Annotated in this window: 14 protein-coding genes; 6 read left to right on the plus strand and 8 right to left on the minus strand. The window is 29.4% G+C overall.

What is annotated here, in order from left to right; all coding sequences use genetic code 11:
- Positions 1–142: 142 nt before the first annotated feature.
- Both CVT13_RS09905 and CVT13_RS09910 read right to left on the minus strand, forming a co-directional pair.
- Positions 143–1,351 carry a HipA family kinase gene (locus tag CVT13_RS09905; protein WP_107812451.1) on the minus strand — a complete coding sequence of 403 codons (1,209 nt, stop codon included), beginning with the start codon at positions 1,349–1,351 and terminating at the stop codon, positions 143–145.
- A gap of 167 nt (positions 1,352–1,518) precedes the next feature.
- On the minus strand, positions 1,519–1,776 hold the full coding sequence (locus CVT13_RS09910; protein WP_107812452.1) for a hypothetical protein: 258 nt from the start codon (positions 1,774–1,776) through the stop codon (positions 1,519–1,521).
- 581 nt (positions 1,777–2,357) lie between these two features.
- Here CVT13_RS09910 and CVT13_RS09915 point away from each other — a divergent pair.
- The 4 genes from CVT13_RS09915 to CVT13_RS09930 all read left to right on the plus strand — a co-directional run bounded on the left by CVT13_RS09915 (position 2,358) and on the right by CVT13_RS09930 (position 12,070).
- The gene (locus tag CVT13_RS09915) at positions 2,358–3,353 is read left to right on the plus strand and encodes a tyrosine-type recombinase/integrase (protein ID WP_107812453.1); all 996 of its coding nucleotides are present in this window, start codon (positions 2,358–2,360) and stop codon (positions 3,351–3,353) included.
- Between the two features lie 956 nt (positions 3,354–4,309).
- Positions 4,310–8,716, plus strand: coding sequence for a DUF4062 domain-containing protein (locus CVT13_RS09920; RefSeq protein ID WP_107812454.1), 4,407 nt, complete (start codon positions 4,310–4,312; stop codon positions 8,714–8,716).
- Positions 8,717–9,365: 649 nt separating this feature from the next.
- Entirely contained in the window at positions 9,366–11,639 is a 2,274-nt protein-coding gene (locus CVT13_RS09925; RefSeq protein ID WP_107812455.1) for an NAD-binding protein, read from the plus strand.
- Complete coding sequence (locus CVT13_RS09930; protein ID WP_107812456.1) at positions 11,636–12,070, plus strand: hypothetical protein; 435 nt, start codon at positions 11,636–11,638, stop codon at positions 12,068–12,070. The genes CVT13_RS09925 and CVT13_RS09930 overlap by 4 nt, the downstream gene beginning before the upstream one ends.
- Here the strand turns inward: CVT13_RS09930 and CVT13_RS09935 are convergent.
- The 3 genes from CVT13_RS09935 to CVT13_RS09945 form a co-directional block, all read right to left on the minus strand.
- Positions 12,017–12,283 carry a hypothetical protein gene (locus tag CVT13_RS09935; RefSeq protein WP_107812457.1) on the minus strand — a complete coding sequence of 89 codons (267 nt, stop codon included), beginning with the start codon at positions 12,281–12,283 and terminating at the stop codon, positions 12,017–12,019. The genes CVT13_RS09930 and CVT13_RS09935 overlap by 54 nt on opposite strands.
- A 301-nt stretch (positions 12,284–12,584) precedes the next feature.
- Positions 12,585–13,445 (minus strand): hypothetical protein, encoded by an 861-nt coding sequence (locus tag CVT13_RS09940; RefSeq protein ID WP_107812458.1) that lies wholly within the window; start codon positions 13,443–13,445, stop codon positions 12,585–12,587.
- An 18-nt stretch (positions 13,446–13,463) separates the two neighbouring features.
- The gene (locus CVT13_RS09945; protein ID WP_107812459.1) at positions 13,464–13,694 is read right to left on the minus strand and encodes a hypothetical protein; all 231 of its coding nucleotides are present in this window, start codon (positions 13,692–13,694) and stop codon (positions 13,464–13,466) included.
- A 187-nt stretch (positions 13,695–13,881) separates the two neighbouring features.
- On the opposite strand from CVT13_RS09945, the gene CVT13_RS09950 reads away from it, so the two are divergent.
- Together CVT13_RS09950 and CVT13_RS09955 are read left to right on the plus strand one after the other, a co-directional pair.
- Positions 13,882–14,094 carry a hypothetical protein gene (locus tag CVT13_RS09950; RefSeq protein WP_107812460.1) on the plus strand — a complete coding sequence of 71 codons (213 nt, stop codon included), beginning with the start codon at positions 13,882–13,884 and terminating at the stop codon, positions 14,092–14,094.
- Between the two features lie 34 nt (positions 14,095–14,128).
- Positions 14,129–15,280, plus strand: coding sequence for a phage tail tape measure protein (locus CVT13_RS09955; RefSeq protein ID WP_265094431.1), 1,152 nt, complete (start codon positions 14,129–14,131; stop codon positions 15,278–15,280).
- Between the two features lie 550 nt (positions 15,281–15,830).
- Here the strand turns inward: CVT13_RS09955 and CVT13_RS09960 are convergent.
- The 3 genes from CVT13_RS09960 to CVT13_RS09970 all read right to left on the minus strand — a co-directional run.
- Positions 15,831–16,595, minus strand: a complete 765-nt coding sequence (locus CVT13_RS09960) for a hypothetical protein (protein ID WP_107812462.1) — start codon at positions 16,593–16,595, stop codon at positions 15,831–15,833.
- A gap of 338 nt (positions 16,596–16,933) precedes the next feature.
- Positions 16,934–17,161 carry a hypothetical protein gene (locus tag CVT13_RS09965; RefSeq protein WP_107812463.1) on the minus strand — a complete coding sequence of 76 codons (228 nt, stop codon included), beginning with the start codon at positions 17,159–17,161 and terminating at the stop codon, positions 16,934–16,936.
- 7 nt (positions 17,162–17,168) lie between these two features.
- Positions 17,169–17,403 (minus strand): hypothetical protein (locus tag CVT13_RS09970; protein WP_159071121.1); only part of this gene is annotated, 235 nt, incomplete at its 5' end.

Below are 17,403 nucleotides of genomic sequence, written 5' to 3' on the forward strand. Positions count from 1 at the left end.
CTCCCAAAAACAAAATAGCTATTTTTTTTAAAATTTATAGTGAATTCTACGAACTAAAATTAAAAAAATCAAAAAAAGATTTTATAAAAATTGATTTTTTTTAAAAACTAGTAATCATATTTATATTTTTATGTTGTAAAATTTAAGATTGGCTTAATTTATTTAAAGTAATAAGAGCCATATTTAATATCGCCTGGCTTCTCTTTGATATGAAATTTTCTGCATCTCGCAAGAGGTCTTCATCTAGGTTATACAATTCATGCCGCTGGAACTTAAAATTGGACAATTTTTCAAGTCGTCTTATATGTCTTGGCATAGCAAACATCTTAGCCTGATCATCGAAATTTAACTCAAACCAGCTTATTTTATCATCCATTAAGTTATCTATGTTTTTCAATTTTTCTTGAGCCACAAAATTTAAAAAGGATAGGCCATTATCAAAGATCGGTGCTGCCTTAACTAGCATTTGGCTTTCATTATCTATTAACATGCCAAAATTACCTAAATGTCTATCTGTATTTAGTATCAAAGCATCAAAGAGCATTATGTCCTCAAATGCTTCTTTGCCATAAATTTCTTCTATTTTTTTCATCAAACTTAGTTTGTCTGACTTTATATCGCTCTTGTCTAAGCAGTAGTAAATTGATAAATAGCCATACTTTTCACTGGTAAAAAGCTCACAAGAACTTACAATTTCTTTTTTGAAAGCGACTAGATCATAGTCTATTGCATTTAAATTTAGTGCTTTTGCGATTTGAGCCATATAATATTCACAATATGTTTCATATTCTCCTTCTTTGCTTTTTGTATTGCTGCCTTTATATAGTTCAATCTTGCCACTAATTTCGTTTTTATGCCAACATTTCTTAAGCATGCCATTTGTTGTTAATTCTGGAGATATAGATAGCTCTTTTAGTCTTGTTGATATACTAGTAAAAGCAACTAATGCAAGTGTCTCATTAAAAGAATTGCTATATAAATTATAATCAGACCATTTGTAATTTCGCTCACCTGACACCACCCAATAGCAATCATTAAGAGAAAGCCCAAAGGATATATTGATATAGGCCATAAAACTATCTTCTCTTGTTATGCCACTGCTGGCTAGAATTTCATTAACAAATTCTCTATTCTTTGGGATTTTTCTATTTTTGATCCAGTTCTCTAGCGATTCTTTAATGTTTTGCGAGCTCTTTTTTATTTCATATGGCACCATATCCTGGTGTAAAATTTTAACGTTGATTAGATGAGCAATCTCCTTTTCAAAACCCCTAAACATCTCTTTTTCAAAACAGACATTAAATTCCAAAACATCAACGTCTCTGTTTTTTAAAATATATGTTTTTTTCATTAAATATCTTTTATTTTTATTTAATAATATGTTTAATTATTATAAAAACTAGTAAATTATTAAAAAATATTGTTTTTTTATTTTTTAATATTCAAATAATTGTAAATTTAAATAAAATTATTTTTTTATATTAAGAATACTATATTAGTCAATATTTTTAACTAATTTTATAGCTCACTCAAAATTTTCTGATTTATCTCTTTGAGAGCTTCTTTAGCCATAGTATTTATTTCTTGTTCTTTGCCAAGCCTTGTTGCAATATCTAAAATAACGTTATAAAGCATTATATTATCTTTTGGAAATCTAATACACTCCATCCCTGCTACTACATAACTCTCTACTATCTCGCCCAACTCTTTTGGACTTTTTGTTGCACCTAGCTTTGCTAAAAGCTCGTCTGGAAGCTCTATCTTTTTTAATGCCATTGTCTTTTTCCTTTCTGATTTTATTTCTTAATGCCCTCTAGCTCAATATAACCCATACTTTTTGAACTTTTTTCTGGGAAATTTTTAAACCTAGCTATCTATTTTTGTCCCAAATCCTGACATAACTTTTTCAAGCACAGAATACATTTTATTCAAATTAATCCAAAAAACCTAGTTTATTTTTTTATAACTCAATATAAATTAGAGTTATACGCAAAAGCTATTTGATTTAAATGATAAAAGCCATTTTTTATATTATTTCTCTTTTCATATAGTAAAATTTCAAGAGATAATACTTTTTTCATAGCTAAACTACCTTTTAAAAGTTTAAAACTAAATTTATAATAATATAGCCAATTATAATAAAAAAATTAATACAAAAATTATAATATTTAGCTTTTTATTAAAAATAATACTTTAAATAAAAATATATATTTATTACTTGACTATGCACTTTATTATGATATAATCTTTACATAATAGTTATAAAAATAAGAGCATTTTAAAAATTAGACCTTGTTATAAAATCGTAAAAAATATTTTACATAATAGACCATTATGTAAAACAAAAGGAGAATTTTATGAAAAATAATGATAAATTAGACTTTGCAGATGAGATGGCAAATTATAAAGATAGTTTCATTTCTTATAATAAGATAGCAGACAAGAGCATTAACACAATTAATACATATAAAAATTGCCTTGATGGCTTTGTAGAGTTTTGCTATGAGAATAATGACGTGATTAGCTTTAATAATCTAAGTCAAAAGCATATAACTGATTATTTTATATGGTTAGATGACTTATATAGAAAAAAACAACACAAAAAGAGTGCTACTAGGGCTGAAGGTATATCAAGCTCAACAAAAATAAGTTATTTAACTATTTTAAAGATTTTCTTTAAGTATATTACTAATAATAACGATAAGCTCATAGACTTAGAAAAAATACTAGATAATTATAAGATTACCAAGAAAAAAGTAAATAAATTTGAAAATTTTATGAAAGAGGGCGAGAGAGATAAAATTTTAGACTATATAGAAAATAAGCTAACTAAAAAACCTGAATATAGATATATTAAAAATTATAGAAATTCATTGCTTATAAAGTTAATGCTAAAAAGCGGGCTTAGAATAAGCGAAGCACTAAATCTTAAATTTTGTGACTTTCAAGAGAGCGACGACGGCGAATTTTACGACATAAATATACTAGCCAAAGGTGGAGAGTATCAAACGGCATATATACCAAAAAGTCATATAAAAGATGATTTTGAGAGGCTATCTAGCATATACCCACCTGAAAGCTATATCTTTACAAATAAAAACGGCGATAAGCCTATTTCTAGGCAATGCGTATATACTCTGCTAGAGCGCATATATAGAAAATGTGGCATAGTAAATAAAAGGGGTTGCCATATTTTAAGGCACTCGTTTGCTATGAATATGGTCGAGAAAAATACAAATTTAGGCGTTATCCAAAAGGCTCTTAGGCACAAGAAAATACAGACAACGATGATCTATGCAGACGCTACTGGGGATATGGTCAAGAAAGAGATGAGGCGAATAGAGGGAAATTAAGCCAAGGGGTTGTCAATTAAAAACGTTTTTAAAAATTTCAAAACAATTTATCACTATAATTTAAATAGTGACTGCTCTTTCTTTATTTTAGATTTCCAACGCCTTATAAAATACAAAATTTTTTATGTTAATAATACAAATATGCTACTTGTTCCAAACTTTTAATATAAATTTTACATCTATGACAAAGCTGCTTTTATGCTTGAATATTTTTGTTTGTCTTGACAATTATGTGTCTTTATGCTCTACTAATTGTTTTTATCATCTTTTTCATCTAATAACTTCTTAGCTAGCCTACGCCTAGAATATGCTTTTATCGAAAGGCAATGAATTACACTTACAAGATCTTTAAAGAGCTCCTCTTTGGCACTTTTATTCTAGCTGGAGTTTATTGCAAGTAACCAAATTAAAAAATAAACAAGCTAATCTGCCCTTATAAAGTATAAAAACTTCCTCTATTTCATTATTCATTGCAGCAGAAAACTGGTTTAATAAAACATTTTATATAAAGGTTTATTCCACTAGCAATATCAGAATAGATTTCGTCTATACCGTAGACATTTTTATTAGCATAAACAATAATGGTTTCTATTTAATTTTCCAAATCCTTTTTGTTTAGATATGTTATACCCCTAACACAGACTGCTTTTTACGTGTCGCATCTAAACCCTTTAATTTACATACTCTTTATTGTAGTTATAATAACCATTAGGGAGCCCTATTACTTTAATTTACCTAATTTTACAATCTGCCTAGTGTTGCTCAGATAGTGGCTAGCATTGCTAAAACTTCATTTGATTTGATTTCAACCTTTCACATATATTTTTAGTTATAATAATATAAAAGAGTTATATATGGTATTAGGTCAGCTATGTGAATTTTAGTAATTGCTATTTAAAATATTTATTACAAATTTTCTTGGTATGATTTAAGTAAAATTTTACATAGGATAAAAAATGAAAAAGACATTTCGTATATTTATTTCATCAACGTTTAATGACTTTAAAACAGAACGTAATGTGCTTCATAAAGAAATTTTTCCTGAAGTAAAAAAATATTGCAAATCCATAGGCTTTGCATTTCAAGCTATAGATTTAAGGTGGGGAATAAATAACGAAGCCCAAAAAGACCAAAAAACACTACCTATGTGTTTAGCAGAGGTAGCAAACTGCAAAGCCTATCCGCATCCAAATTTTATTATATTTTTAGGCAGTAGATATGGTTGGATACCACTCCCATTTATGATAGAAAAATTAGAATTTGAAGAAATTTTAAAAAATACAAATAAAAGAAAAGAGCTTATGGAGTGGTATTTCTTAGATGAAAATCAAATCCCAAGTTCATATATATTAAAACCCCGTACAGGCAAATTTGAAAATTATAACATTTGGGAAAAAAAAGAGAATGAGTTACGTGAAATTTTGCTAAAAGCCAGTAAAAATTTAGTCGATGTTAAAAATAAAAAATATATTACTTCGGCCACACATCACGAGTTTGAAGAAATATTGAAAGGCGATGACAACAGACAATATATAATATCTGTCATAAGAGATATTGAAGGCGAGAACATAAATGAAAAAGATGTTATAAATTTTAGGAATGAAGTTAAAAAAGAAATAGCAGAATGCAACCAAATAACACATAAGGTAAAAGAGCTTAAACAAATTGATGGCGGCATTGCATATGAAATAATAGATAAAGAAAAATTTGTTAAAGATATTAAGACTGTTCTTATAAAAAATATTGACCATGAAATATCCCGCATGAAAAAAGAGTCCAAAAATATTGACCATGAAAATTTTAAAAATAGCAAGATTGATATATTTTTTGGTAGAAAAAATTCATTAGATATAATCAACAATTATATTAATAATGAAGAACAAACCCCTTTTTATATATACTCTGATTCTGGTATGGGCAAATCAGCACTTATGGCAAAGGCGATAAATAATCAAGAAGAACAAAATAATCATAAAAAAATTATCTATAGATTCGTTGGTGCTAGTGCGGATTCATTGTACAAAAAAGATTTGCTAGTTGACATAGCAAATGAACTTACAGGTCAGATCATTGATTATAAATATCAAGAGCATGAATTTGATAAGCAGATAAAAAAAGTTTTAGAACAAAATCAGGAGTGTAAAACTATTGTGTTTATAGATGCTCTTGATCAAATAAAAACCCGTGACTATCTTAAATGGCTGCCACAAAATTTAGGTAAAAATTTAAAAATTGTACTCACTGTACTAAAGGATGAAAATTTTAAAGAAGATAGTATTTATTATGATATATTAAGTGAGAAATATGGCACAAAAAATAGTCTTGACCTAAATCATGACAGCCTAAAAGCAAATGCTGATGAAATTTTTAGTAGTATCCTGGCAAAATACAACCGTACTTTAACACAAACACAAATGATTTTAGTTAAAAATAAATTTTATAATGCAAATTGCTCTCCGTTGTATGCCTATATAGTATCCCAAGAATTACGAAATGTAAGCTCTAAACAAAGTATAGATATTGCGGACAATATATCTGGTGCTATAAATGAATTTGTTGATAACTTGGTAAAAATATATCATCATAATGAAATATTTATTAGAAAAGTTTTAAGTCTTATAGCTTTTAGTAAATATGGAATTAGTGAAAGCGAGATATTTGATATACTTTCAGAAGATCTACAAGATGAAGAGGAATTTCAAAAAGCTATTTTGAATAATTTTCATGAGCCCATAAAAGCTCCGAATCCGCTAAGAAAGGACAAGGAAGAGCTTGTTTTACCAGCATTCTTATGGTCAAGCTTATCAAATAAATTAGAACCATTTTTTGTTAAGACTCAAAAAGATGGTGAAATACTAATCAACTTTTTTCATAGACAATTTAAACAGTCTATATCAAAATTATATGAAGCCTATAAGATAAAAACACATGAGAGAATTCTAAATTATTTTAATGAGTTTGAACAACAAGAAAAGTTGTGGAATGAGAGATATCCTTCTTTAAGAGCTTTAAGCGAAATTTTTTATCATCTTTATTATTCAAAATCAGAAAGGTTAGATGAATATTTAAATAATCTAGAATTTATAGGAAGCATATATGACCACGGAAAAGAAAATGACTTTAGAGAAATTCTAGATATATTAGATGAAAAAAAATACTGGGTTATTAAAAGCTTTTACAGGGAAAAAGATTATTTAATAAAAAGCGTTGTTAATGAAAAATTTAAACCACATATGGCTCTTTTTCAAGTTGCATATGAAGATGGGGTAGATTCTCCGCTAAATAAAGGCGCTAATGATTTAATTGACAAAAACAAAATAAATTTTAGATGGCTCAAAAGAGAGAATATTGACTATAAATTTAGCAGGAGTGGCTTAATTAATGTTTTATTAAACGAAAACAACTCTTCTAATATAATGTTTGTAGATAAAGATACTTTTATTACTTATAATGGACCTATGATTGTGTTTTGGTCATTGCAAGATTTTAATATTATAAACACAATAAGAACTAAAATATGTGAAACAGTTATAAGGCTTTCAGATGGCAATTTATTGTCGTATAGACAAGGCAGTTCAACATTTTTAGTTTTCGATAAAAAAGGTATCATTAAAATAAACAAGGACATAGAAAAAGATATAAATTTTATATTTGAAATTGATACGGATATGATAGCGTTACAGTTGTATTCTCGTATGCAAATTTATAATAGACAAGAAGATAAATTTCTAGAAATCCAAACTAATTATAATATGATCGAAAAAATAAAGGATAATTTATATGTCATCTTCTCTAGTTCTTTAAATAGGATAGTAAAAAAATATTATAAGATAGCAATTGTAGATAAAAATTTAAATATTATTAAAGAGTTAGATATTGCAGAAGAATACTATAGCGTGACTAAAATTTTTGATGATAAGTTAATTATATTTACTACAAAAGGAGATATTTTATTACTAAATTTAATTGATTATAAAATTACAAAAATAGATATCGGCGAACTTCAAGAATTAAAATATGTAAAAATAATAAGATATGACAATGAAAGAATAGTTTTAGATGCGAAATTAAATAATTCTGAAGATCACATATTAGCCGAAATTCATGAAAATAAAGTCAATAAAAAAATAGAATGTGCAAATATCACACCTTTAAAAAATGGAAATTATATAGTTCAAGATGATAAGGCTATGCTCTTTTTAGATAGTAAATATAGGAAAATAAAAAAATACAATATACCATATAAAGACACACCACTCAACTTAGAAATGAAAAATGGAAATGTGGCTATTTTAATTGATGAAAATAAGGTTTGTATTTTAGATGGCAATGGAGAATACTTAAAGCAAATAGATAATATTGATAATGTATTGTCATTAAAAGAATTCGAAGAATTTTTAGTCATAGTTGATGAAAAGTATATAAAATTTTTTGATCCTAATTCAGTTTTACAAAACAAAATTTCATACAATGGAGATAATAAATTTTTTGGTTCAGATATATGTTATGTATCAAAACTAAAAAATAAAAAAGTCTTTTTGCAATTATATAATGAAGAAATCTTACTTTTTAACAATAGGTTAAAATTAAAAATTAAAGAAGATAATGTAGTGTATGTAAAATCTTTATTAGAAACTTTTTCTGAAAACATTATAATAAAGCATTTTGATACAATAAGTTTTATCAATACTACAAAAATGTCAACTAAAATTCTTGAAACTGATCAAAAAACAAATGGAATAATATCAATAAAAGGTCACCGTTTTTTGTCATATAGAAAAGATGGATTGATTAACTTATATGATCACAATGGAGAGAAACTAAAAACAATTAAAGCACATTTAAATAGTATTGAGCTTGTTAAACAATTAAAAAATAAAAATTTTGTATCTTGTACTAAATATGTAGGAAAAATATGGGATCAAAATTTCGAGCTACTACATACATTTGAAATGGAAAAGGATAATAATGATTTCTATTATAATAATGTTGAAGTTATAGATAATTATATTTGGAAAAAGTGTTTTGACTATGCTTGTATATATAATTTTGAAGGGAAAATAGTAAAATTGCTAAAATATGAAAAATCAATTCAAACTATAACACATAAAAAAACTAATAAAAAATATATTTACTGCAATAATTATATTTATACACCTAGTGGTAAAGTCTCAAAATCGCAAAATTTGCAAGATTATAAAATTGAGGAAAATATAGAATTTTCAGATGGTATCATAACACTACCAAATAAAGAAGAATTTCTTTTTATGCACGACTATGACAATATCAAAATTATTAGACAATATAACAACAAGATGCTTCTATGTTTTGGTCCGTACTTATCTTATTTTGTGGTCAACTAAGATTTTTAAATTATTATATAGGATCAATAGAATTTTGAAACAAGTACAATAAGTTTGAGTTGCGATGAAAAAATATTTTTTTGAAAAGCAAAGAACATGATGGCAAGAAGCGCAAGAGTCAAAAATAAATACAACACCAGCATTTCATTTACTGTCTCGTTGTTTTCGTCTTGAAAAACCATAAACACAGTGAAATAGAGCAGAACAATATAATTATTTTTAGTATTTTAATAGATATTATTCTAACCAACTGATACCGATATTATCATAGATTTTAAGGGTGTGATTCGCTCTGTTTTCTTAAAGGCTTATGATCTTTTAGAGTGAACTAAACAGCCTTAACTCATTATAAAATGGATTTACTTACTCAAAATAGCATTAATTTTTTAACTGCAACTTCACCTTGATATTACAAGCAGGTTGGGCTATGAAAAACATAGACTAACTAAATAAAAAGAATTTCTTGTTTCACATTAAGTAGCACAAGTTTGAATATAATCCTAAAATACGCAGAACAACTTATGCAAGAAACTATTGAAATTGACGAGATAAAACCTACTGCTCCATGATAAATATAAGGTATAATAACCTATCATAGTTTTTGTAATTTTCACTTTTCGTACTAATAAGTTATTCTTTGGAGAGAACAATGAGGCTAAATTTAAAAAAATGTTATCTTAAATTTATATATGGTAACTTAAATGATACCACAATGCTAATATGCGGTATTTTAACGGTCTTTTTCTCTTTACTTGGGCACTCCATTGAAAATGGCTTCTTCTCTGGCTTTTTAAAATCAGCCTACCAAACACTAGCTCTATTGCTAGGCAACTATGATTTTAAAGCAACTAACATTATCAGCAAATGCTCACTCTATATAGCTATAGTCTTTACTCTATTTTTTTACTGCAGTGTTTTTATTAAACTACTTGGCAAAAAGCTTAGAACATGGTGCTTTTTAAAATTTTTTGCAAAGAATCATATCGTGATATGTGGTGCTGGAGATATGGGATATGCCTTGGCCAAAGATATCTTAAACAAATATCAAGATAAAAAACTATTAGTCGTGGATATAAATCCTACAAATGATAATGTAAATAGTATATGCACACTTGGTGGATATGCCATATCTGGCAACGCTATCGATAAAGATGTATTAAACAAACTCAATATAACAAAAGCTGAAAAAATCATCCTTATGACTGGCAAAGATATATCAAATTTAGAAATTCTGGACGCTATCACTAAAGTTATTCCTGAAGCAGATAAAAACGATCCAGATAATGAAAAAAATATATACATACATTTATCATCAAAAGAAAACTACGAAATATTGCAAAGCATAAAAGAAAAAGAAAACGACGAAGTATCGCAAAGCATAAAAACCAAAAAAGATAAATTAAATTCAGAAATTCTGGATGATATTACTAAAGTTATTCCTGAAGCAGATAAAAATGATCCAGATAATGAAAAAAATATATACATACATTTAAAATCAAAAGAAAATGACAAAGTATCACTAAGAATAAAGACCAGAAAAGACATATCAAATTCAGAAATTCTGGATGATATTACTAAAGTTATTCCTAAAGCAGATAAAAATGATCCAGATAATGAAAAAGATATATACATACATTTATCATCAAGTATGATTAATATAAGAGCATTTAGTGTTTATGACAATGCAGCACAAACACTATTTATGAAGCACCCTCTAGGTGAGAATGTAGATACAATAGATAATGGTAGTGTAAATCTTGCTATAGTAGGCTTTGACGCAGCAGGGCTATCTGTGTTATACCGCGCTTTGGCCTTAGGTCATTTTTTTAACGGCAAACCACTAAACGTAACGATCTTTGATAATAACCACGAAAAAAAGAGAGCCGAGTTTTTAAAACTATATCCTATTAGCTTAAAGGCAGGTGGCATAATCAATTGGAATATCTATTTTAAAGATGATGGAGAGTTATTTAACAAAGATGGAATAAAAAATTTTAACCAAATCATTTTTTGTAAAACTAACGTTCAAGCAAGCCTTACTGATATAGCTAGGATCATAAAAAATCAATCAACTCATTTGGAAAACAAACAGTTTTTTATATTTATAGATAAACATGATGGCATAAAAGGCATTGCAGATGATATCAAGATAGACAATAAAAACAAAATGGACATTATACCTTTTGGCAATTTCTCTCAAATTTGCTCTTACGATGTCGTTGTAAATGAGATATACGACACAATGGCTATAAGGGCGAATCAACGATATAATGATCTTCATAATTATGAGATAAAATGGGGTGATCTGTCACCTTTTTTACAAGACTCAAATAGAATGCAAGTTGAACACTTGCCTATAAAACTAAAAGCGATAAACAAGCTATTGAGCGAAAACAGATTTCTAGAGTATGATGAAGTAAAGGAAAAAGCTCGAAATAGATGGTTTGATCTTATGCTTAACGGTCAAAATGTTTCTGATATAAATGAAATAAATTTATGGGATAAGACAGAGGGAGCCAAGATAGAGGGGGCTAAAATTTTAGCAACATATATAAGTCTTGACGACATAGAAAAATTAGCCAAAATGGAAAAACATCGCTGGAATGCTTTTTATATCTTAAATGGCTGGACTACTATACCAAAACCAGAAGGACAAAACTATCCTCGTAGAAAAGATGACAATAAAAAAGAGCATGCTCTTTTGATCGGCTGGGATGAGTTAGAAGAAGCTTCTAAATATATAGATGAACCTGGTAAAAAACCTCATAACTACAAAAGTGATGATGTAGAGACAGTTATGAGAGCTTACGATATGATAGTTTCGGCTTTTGAAGATGATAAAATCTTACAAGATGAAAGCTCCATCTATTGCAAAGAGATATTCGAGTTTAAAAAAAAGATAGACAATATCAAAAACAAATGAGAACCATTTTCTTAGCGGCTAAATATATAGCCATACAAAAAGGCAAAGACACTATAGAAGCTGAAGATATAGTAGAAGCGGTAAATTCAGTTGAAGTGACTGATACTAATTTTAAAAAAATCTTAGCATCGATTGGCCTTAAAAGGTCTAAAAATAGCACTAAAATAGATGAGTTTGCTATTAACATCGCAACAAAAAATGACACTGTTAAATTTTCTGAAGAAGCGAATAAAATAGAGAGGGCTCTTGAACAAAATGGATATGGCTTTAACACAAATATTAGCAATCTTAAAAAGATAGATAAGAGCGAATCACGAGAAGAAGTGTGGCATATAAATCAAGGATGCTTCTCTCTCATCAACAAAATAAAAAAAGAACTATATGTTATTGCTCGCTGCAAAAACTACTGGAAGGCCAACATCTGTGTATGATAAGTTAAACACCGCACCTTTGCCGCCTTTAGTTACCCACTTCTTTTTACCAAAGACTTTTCCTCTTTTACCTTTCCACTCTTGCTTTTTCCATTTAAACTCATTAAAGCTGCTAACATCTCTTGTTAAATTTAGCGCTACGTTTGTTATATCTTTGCTATCAAGTACGAGGTCGTTGCCTGCATAGATAAAGCTCTTATCATTTAATACCATAAATCATCATGGCCTTAAGAGATTTTATTTTACTATCCTTAAAGACAACAGCACCATCATTACCTGAACAAGGTCCTTGCCTCTCTAGTACACCTTCTGCCTCTTAAATCAATCCTAAGACCTTTTATCACTTCATTAAGACTAGATCTACAAAATTTAACCCCAAGAACATAAGATCTAAGACCCTAACCTTGATTCATTATGATATTCTAATTGCAAAAAATAATATATTGGATATAAAGAAAGTTGTTGCCCTATTTCTATTTTAGGGCAACTTTGGGTCTATTGTTATAAATAATATTTATTGAATTTCATCAATATCTGGAATAACTGATTTCTTAGGAAATTCAAAGACTTGTGGTGTATTCTCTAGTTTTATTCCAAGAACTGCCCACTCAAGCAGATCCGTTTTAAATAGATTTACATATTCAGCTGCTGGTAATGTCTTAAGACCACTTGGCTTCAATATAGTGCTATCTTGCATCATTTTGATAAATAGCTCATATTGCTCAGCATAGTCTGTTTTTGCATTAACAGACGCTACTATATCTAATGATCTTAAGACCGATTTTTCTATAAAGATAGGCATAAATATGATGTAATAATCAGTTTGGCCCTCAAGAAATTCTTTGTACGTTTGTGGCATCTTTTTAACCTCATTTACACAATGTGAGCAGAATGGGTCCACAAAGATAAAAGTAACGTTCTTGTGTATGCCAGAACCAAAGAATAGCTCTCTAGTATTCTCATACTTAGCCATAGGCTTATTATCGCTACTTAAATATTTATATAGTGTATCTCTAAAGGATAGCTTTTGCATTAGGTCGGAAACAGCCATCATATTATCCATATCAAAGACTTTGTCTATAATGAGTCCATCTTTTATAAAGATATTATGTGTTGGGAATATAACGCCATGACCAGTTTCGCAATTAATCTTCTCTACTGTTATTCTACCTTTTTTATAATCGTAAGGCTTGCCTACTGAGCAAGTAACCTTTGCATTTACCTCTTTTTTAATGCGTTCTTGAAGCATCGCTGCTCTTTCTTGAGCTACACCATCAATAAAAGTTTTTGTTAAAGATGTTCTATCAACTGCGTCGGTTGCAAAAAGTGAGCTAGCACTTAAGATAAGTACTGCTACTAGAGATTTTTTTAACATTATTTTTTCTCCTTAGAATTATTTTTTACTAATCTTTTGAGCGATAATGAAGTTGCCAATAGCATTTAGATATTCACTATCTTTAAAAGTTTTTATAAAGCCTTTTGGATAACCTTGAATATTAGGGTTGATCAAATAAGCAACGCCGCCAACGATATAGCCAAAAACTAAGGCAATAAACGTTTCAAAAAAGCCACTTGGTGAAACGAAAAAGAATAAAACGATAAAAATAGGAATGATTAAAGCCATTTTAAATCCTTTTTAAAAGGGATTATAGCACAGCTTAATAATCGGTTGTTAAGTATTAAGTTACATATCTGGTACGAAATCGCTGACACGCGATTTTGTGCTTTAGGTGGGTCAAGGGAGTGCTTGCACTCCTTGTCGTAAAGATGAGCTTGGCTCATCTGCGAAGTTAGAGTATGCAGGAGAGGATATGGATAACGCACAAGTTGGTATTAGTATTGGTCTAGCAGTAAAAGGGCTAAGTAAAATATCAGAGCTAAAAAAAGGGTTTGATGGCTTAAAAGGTAAGATAGCAGAAGCAAAAAAGGCCATAACATCTTTAGATAATACTAAGCTGTCAAATCTATCTAGCCAAATAAGAGAGCCAAAAAGCACTTTTAGGCGAACTTACGACAAATTTTAGCAATCTTACAAACTCAGTAACCATAGGAGTACCAATAAAACTTGCCATTGATGATGAGGCGGCTTTTGCGAATGTAAAAAAATATGTTGATGATAGCGATGAGAACCTAGCTAAACTAAAAAATGAGATAAGAGGGTTAAGCTCGCAGCTTAGAGAGAGCTTTAGTAATATAGCCGACATTGCAGCTGGTGGTGGTAAGATAAATTTAGCTGGTGAGGAGCTAGTAACTTATACAAAGATGCTTGCAACCGGCTCAGTTGCATTTGAAATGAGCTCTGAAGCCTTATCAAAGGCGGCCAATAATATGAAAGTTGGCTTTAAGATGAACGATATAAAGGAGCTTAATAGCTTTTTTGATAGCGTAAACTTGCTCGACAATAAGGTTACTAATGCAAATGCTTCTGATATATTTGAGGCTACTTCGCTAACAGCTGCAAATGCCAGCTTAATAGGCCTAGATAGTAAAAGTGCCAGTGCCATAAGTGCTACAATGCTAAGCACTGGCAAAGCTAGCTCAGTCGTAGGCACTAGCTTAAATGCTCTTTACCCCACACTCTCAATGGCTGATAAAAAGGGTAAAAATTTTCAAGAAGCGCTAGCAAGTATAGGCATGGATGCAACATATCTAAAAACAGCCCTACAAAAAGATGCCGCTGGAGCTATAACTACGTTTTTAGAAGCGATCTCTAGAGCCGATAAAGATAAGCAAGCAGGGCTACTTTATGATCTAGTTGGTGGAAATTTTAACGATGAGATAGCAGGTCTTGTAACAAATATCGATGCTCTTAAAGCAAATATCAAAATGGCACACTCGGATGAAGCCACAGGATCTATGCAGCGTGAGCTACAAACGAAGCTAAACACTACAAAAAGTGGTATCGAAAGGGTTACACAAGCATGGAGAAATCTAGGTTCAAGACTTGGAGAAACCTTTTTGCCACTTACAAATTTATTAGCTTCTATCTTAAGCAAGGTAGCTGGAGTGTTAAGCTCACTAAATGAAAAATTTCCAAGGCTAAGTGCCATAGTTGTTAGCGCTGCAGCTGGCTTTATGATCTTTAAACCGGTGTTGCTTCTTAGCAAGATAGCACTTTTAAGTGTAGCAGATGGATTTTTGGGCGTTATAAGGGTAGTGAAATTTTTAAATCCTATGCTCTTAATAGCAAAGGTTAGATGGTTGGCTTAAGTTTTTGTGCTTTGAATCATAATCAATCAGATTTTCCCATTCATCGTAATTAACAATACTTTCTAAAAAATGATAAAAATCTCGATAATTTGTCAGTGAACCCTTTTGCGGGATATGTGGTGTATCTATATATACTAAAATATACTAAATCGGTTTTAGCTCCAAGTCGAAAACATTTTGACAAAACATTGTTGTTATCTAAAATCGCCTTATTTGTTCTATATGATTCACTGTAAATATTTAATACACCATCTACATCTAAAAATATTACTTTATCCATTATATCATCCCTAAAGATATTACTTTATCAAATGTATCGAATCCGACACAACTATACCCTGGATTATTTTCTTCAATACCTCGTAAATAACTAACTTCAAAAGTCTTATCTAATAACCATTGAAGAGTATCGTTATTTCCATTTTTATCTATATATTCCTGAGTCAGATCATGTAATTCAGTTAAATCTTATGAATTAAGCTTAGATATTACTTTAACCATATCTGACCTAGGTGATTTAAAGAAATCGTTGATTAATGGATTCATTTTTCTACTCCCTATCTGTAGTGTATCCAGGTAATCCAGCTTCTTTACTAAATTTATCAAATTCATTATAGTATTTGATATCACTATAACGTTTAATATAAGTATCATTTATAGCTTCATTAGAGTCATCATTTGCAAATATGAAGGCATTTCTGATTTCACTTATCATAAGTTTATACCATACTTTCTTCTTATCCATACCCATAGGTTCATATATTCTCCAATTGTCATAACTGATATATTTACCTTGAATAACAAATAAATCTTTAAACTCAGTTAATCCTAGTAATGGTAACTGATTACCTTCATTTATGATAGTGTATTTACTTGATGCTGCGTTTAATCCACCTAAGAATTTAACTTCACTCTTATTAAGTCTGAGTAACAAATAATTATTAGTTTCATCTACACCTAATGCATATTCAAAGAATGGAATAGTTGGAGTTCTAGTTATCTTCTCAGTATTTATTTTATTATATTTACCATCACTATATTTATAAGTATAATAAATTGATGTAGTATCACCTAGCTTATGTGCAGTACAAGTTATTTTAGGATCTCTATGTAGTGGATCCTTATGAACATACTTAGTTATCTCAGATAATTGTATATCAGATGGACATTCTTTAACATCTTCAACTATCATCCTAATGTTTAATCCAAAATCATTATAGAATGCAAATGTATTTGTTTCATTAAATACAACTGGCTCTCTACCACACCCAACTAAAACTAACGCTACTGTTAAAAAACTAGTTAATTTCTTCATTTCACTTCTTTACCCTAAGTGCCTTTCTAAATTACATTTTTTTCCATCATTATACTAAAATTCGGCTTCAAGTAGATTAAATAAAAGAGTATCTTTAGACTCATTGAATTTCTTCCCAGTATATTCTTTCCACTCACCTTAGTTAAAGGCATAAAACCATTAGAACAATTTCTTATGCCTTGCAACGCATTAGAAACACATTTTAACAGACTGTTTGCGCAATCAATTAGAGAATCTTTTCTTGCTTCCTACTACTTTTGCAGTATTTGCTTTATTGTTTAAAGCATAGCTAGTAGCATTTTTTATTTTATCCATTATGCCCTGATAAGGAGACCGGGTTAGCCAATTTGTAGGTAATAAGAAAGATTTATAACTCCGCTAGATGCAGCTTCGTATAAATTCATATATAGTTTTATATAATCATTTTCTTTAGCTACGAAGTAGTTTTGAACTTTTCCGTCTTTATCTATGTAGGTTTGATCTTTAAACTGTGATAGATACTCTTTTGCCTGTTCCAAGTCTTTAGAATTTGCATCAAACGAGTTATTCCATAGCATACCTGTCATACTAGTATCAAGCCATTAAAAGTAATTTTAATGCTTCATCTTGTGAAATGCCTTTTAAATTTGCATATTCACTAGTTTTTTGTTTTGCTAAATTTATCTCTTTTTGATGAAGTTGTCTATTCGCTCCCAAATTCTTATCTAGCTTTGCAAATTCTCTATTGTTATTTATCATGCTTTTTGTTACAGCTGTTGTTAAAGGTGTCTTAGAAAAACCTTTATCGTTTAGCCATAGAGCGTGAGAG

This window comes from Campylobacter concisus (genome assembly GCF_003049085.1).
GTDB classification, from domain to species: domain Bacteria; phylum Campylobacterota; class Campylobacteria; order Campylobacterales; family Campylobacteraceae; genus Campylobacter_A; species Campylobacter_A concisus_H.

Excerpts from the sequence above, each read along its gene's own strand:
- CVT13_RS09940 (WP_107812458.1), bottom strand. The coding sequence starts at position 13,445 with ATGTTAAAAAAATCTCTAGTAGCAGTACTTATCTTAAGTGCTAGCTCA.
- CVT13_RS09950 (WP_107812460.1), top strand. The coding sequence starts at position 13,882 with ATGGATAACGCACAAGTTGGTATTAGTATTGGTCTAGCAGTAAAAGGG.
- CVT13_RS09925 (WP_107812455.1), top strand. The coding sequence starts at position 9,366 with ATGAGGCTAAATTTAAAAAAATGTTATCTTAAATTTATATATGGTAAC.
- CVT13_RS09960 (WP_107812462.1), bottom strand. The coding sequence starts at position 16,595 with ATGAAGAAATTAACTAGTTTTTTAACAGTAGCGTTAGTTTTAGTTGGG.
- CVT13_RS09945 (WP_107812459.1), bottom strand. The coding sequence starts at position 13,694 with ATGGCTTTAATCATTCCTATTTTTATCGTTTTATTCTTTTTCGTTTCA.
- CVT13_RS09935 (WP_107812457.1), bottom strand. The coding sequence starts at position 12,283 with ATGGTATTAAATGATAAGAGCTTTATCTATGCAGGCAACGACCTCGTA.
- CVT13_RS09930 (WP_107812456.1), top strand. The coding sequence starts at position 11,636 with ATGAGAACCATTTTCTTAGCGGCTAAATATATAGCCATACAAAAAGGC.
- CVT13_RS09965 (WP_107812463.1), bottom strand. The coding sequence starts at position 17,161 with ATGACAGGTATGCTATGGAATAACTCGTTTGATGCAAATTCTAAAGAC.
- CVT13_RS09910 (WP_107812452.1), bottom strand. The coding sequence starts at position 1,776 with ATGGCATTAAAAAAGATAGAGCTTCCAGACGAGCTTTTAGCAAAGCTA.
- CVT13_RS09905 (WP_107812451.1), bottom strand. The coding sequence starts at position 1,351 with ATGAAAAAAACATATATTTTAAAAAACAGAGACGTTGATGTTTTGGAA.
- CVT13_RS09920 (WP_107812454.1), top strand. The coding sequence starts at position 4,310 with ATGAAAAAGACATTTCGTATATTTATTTCATCAACGTTTAATGACTTT.
- CVT13_RS09915 (WP_107812453.1), top strand. The coding sequence starts at position 2,358 with ATGAAAAATAATGATAAATTAGACTTTGCAGATGAGATGGCAAATTAT.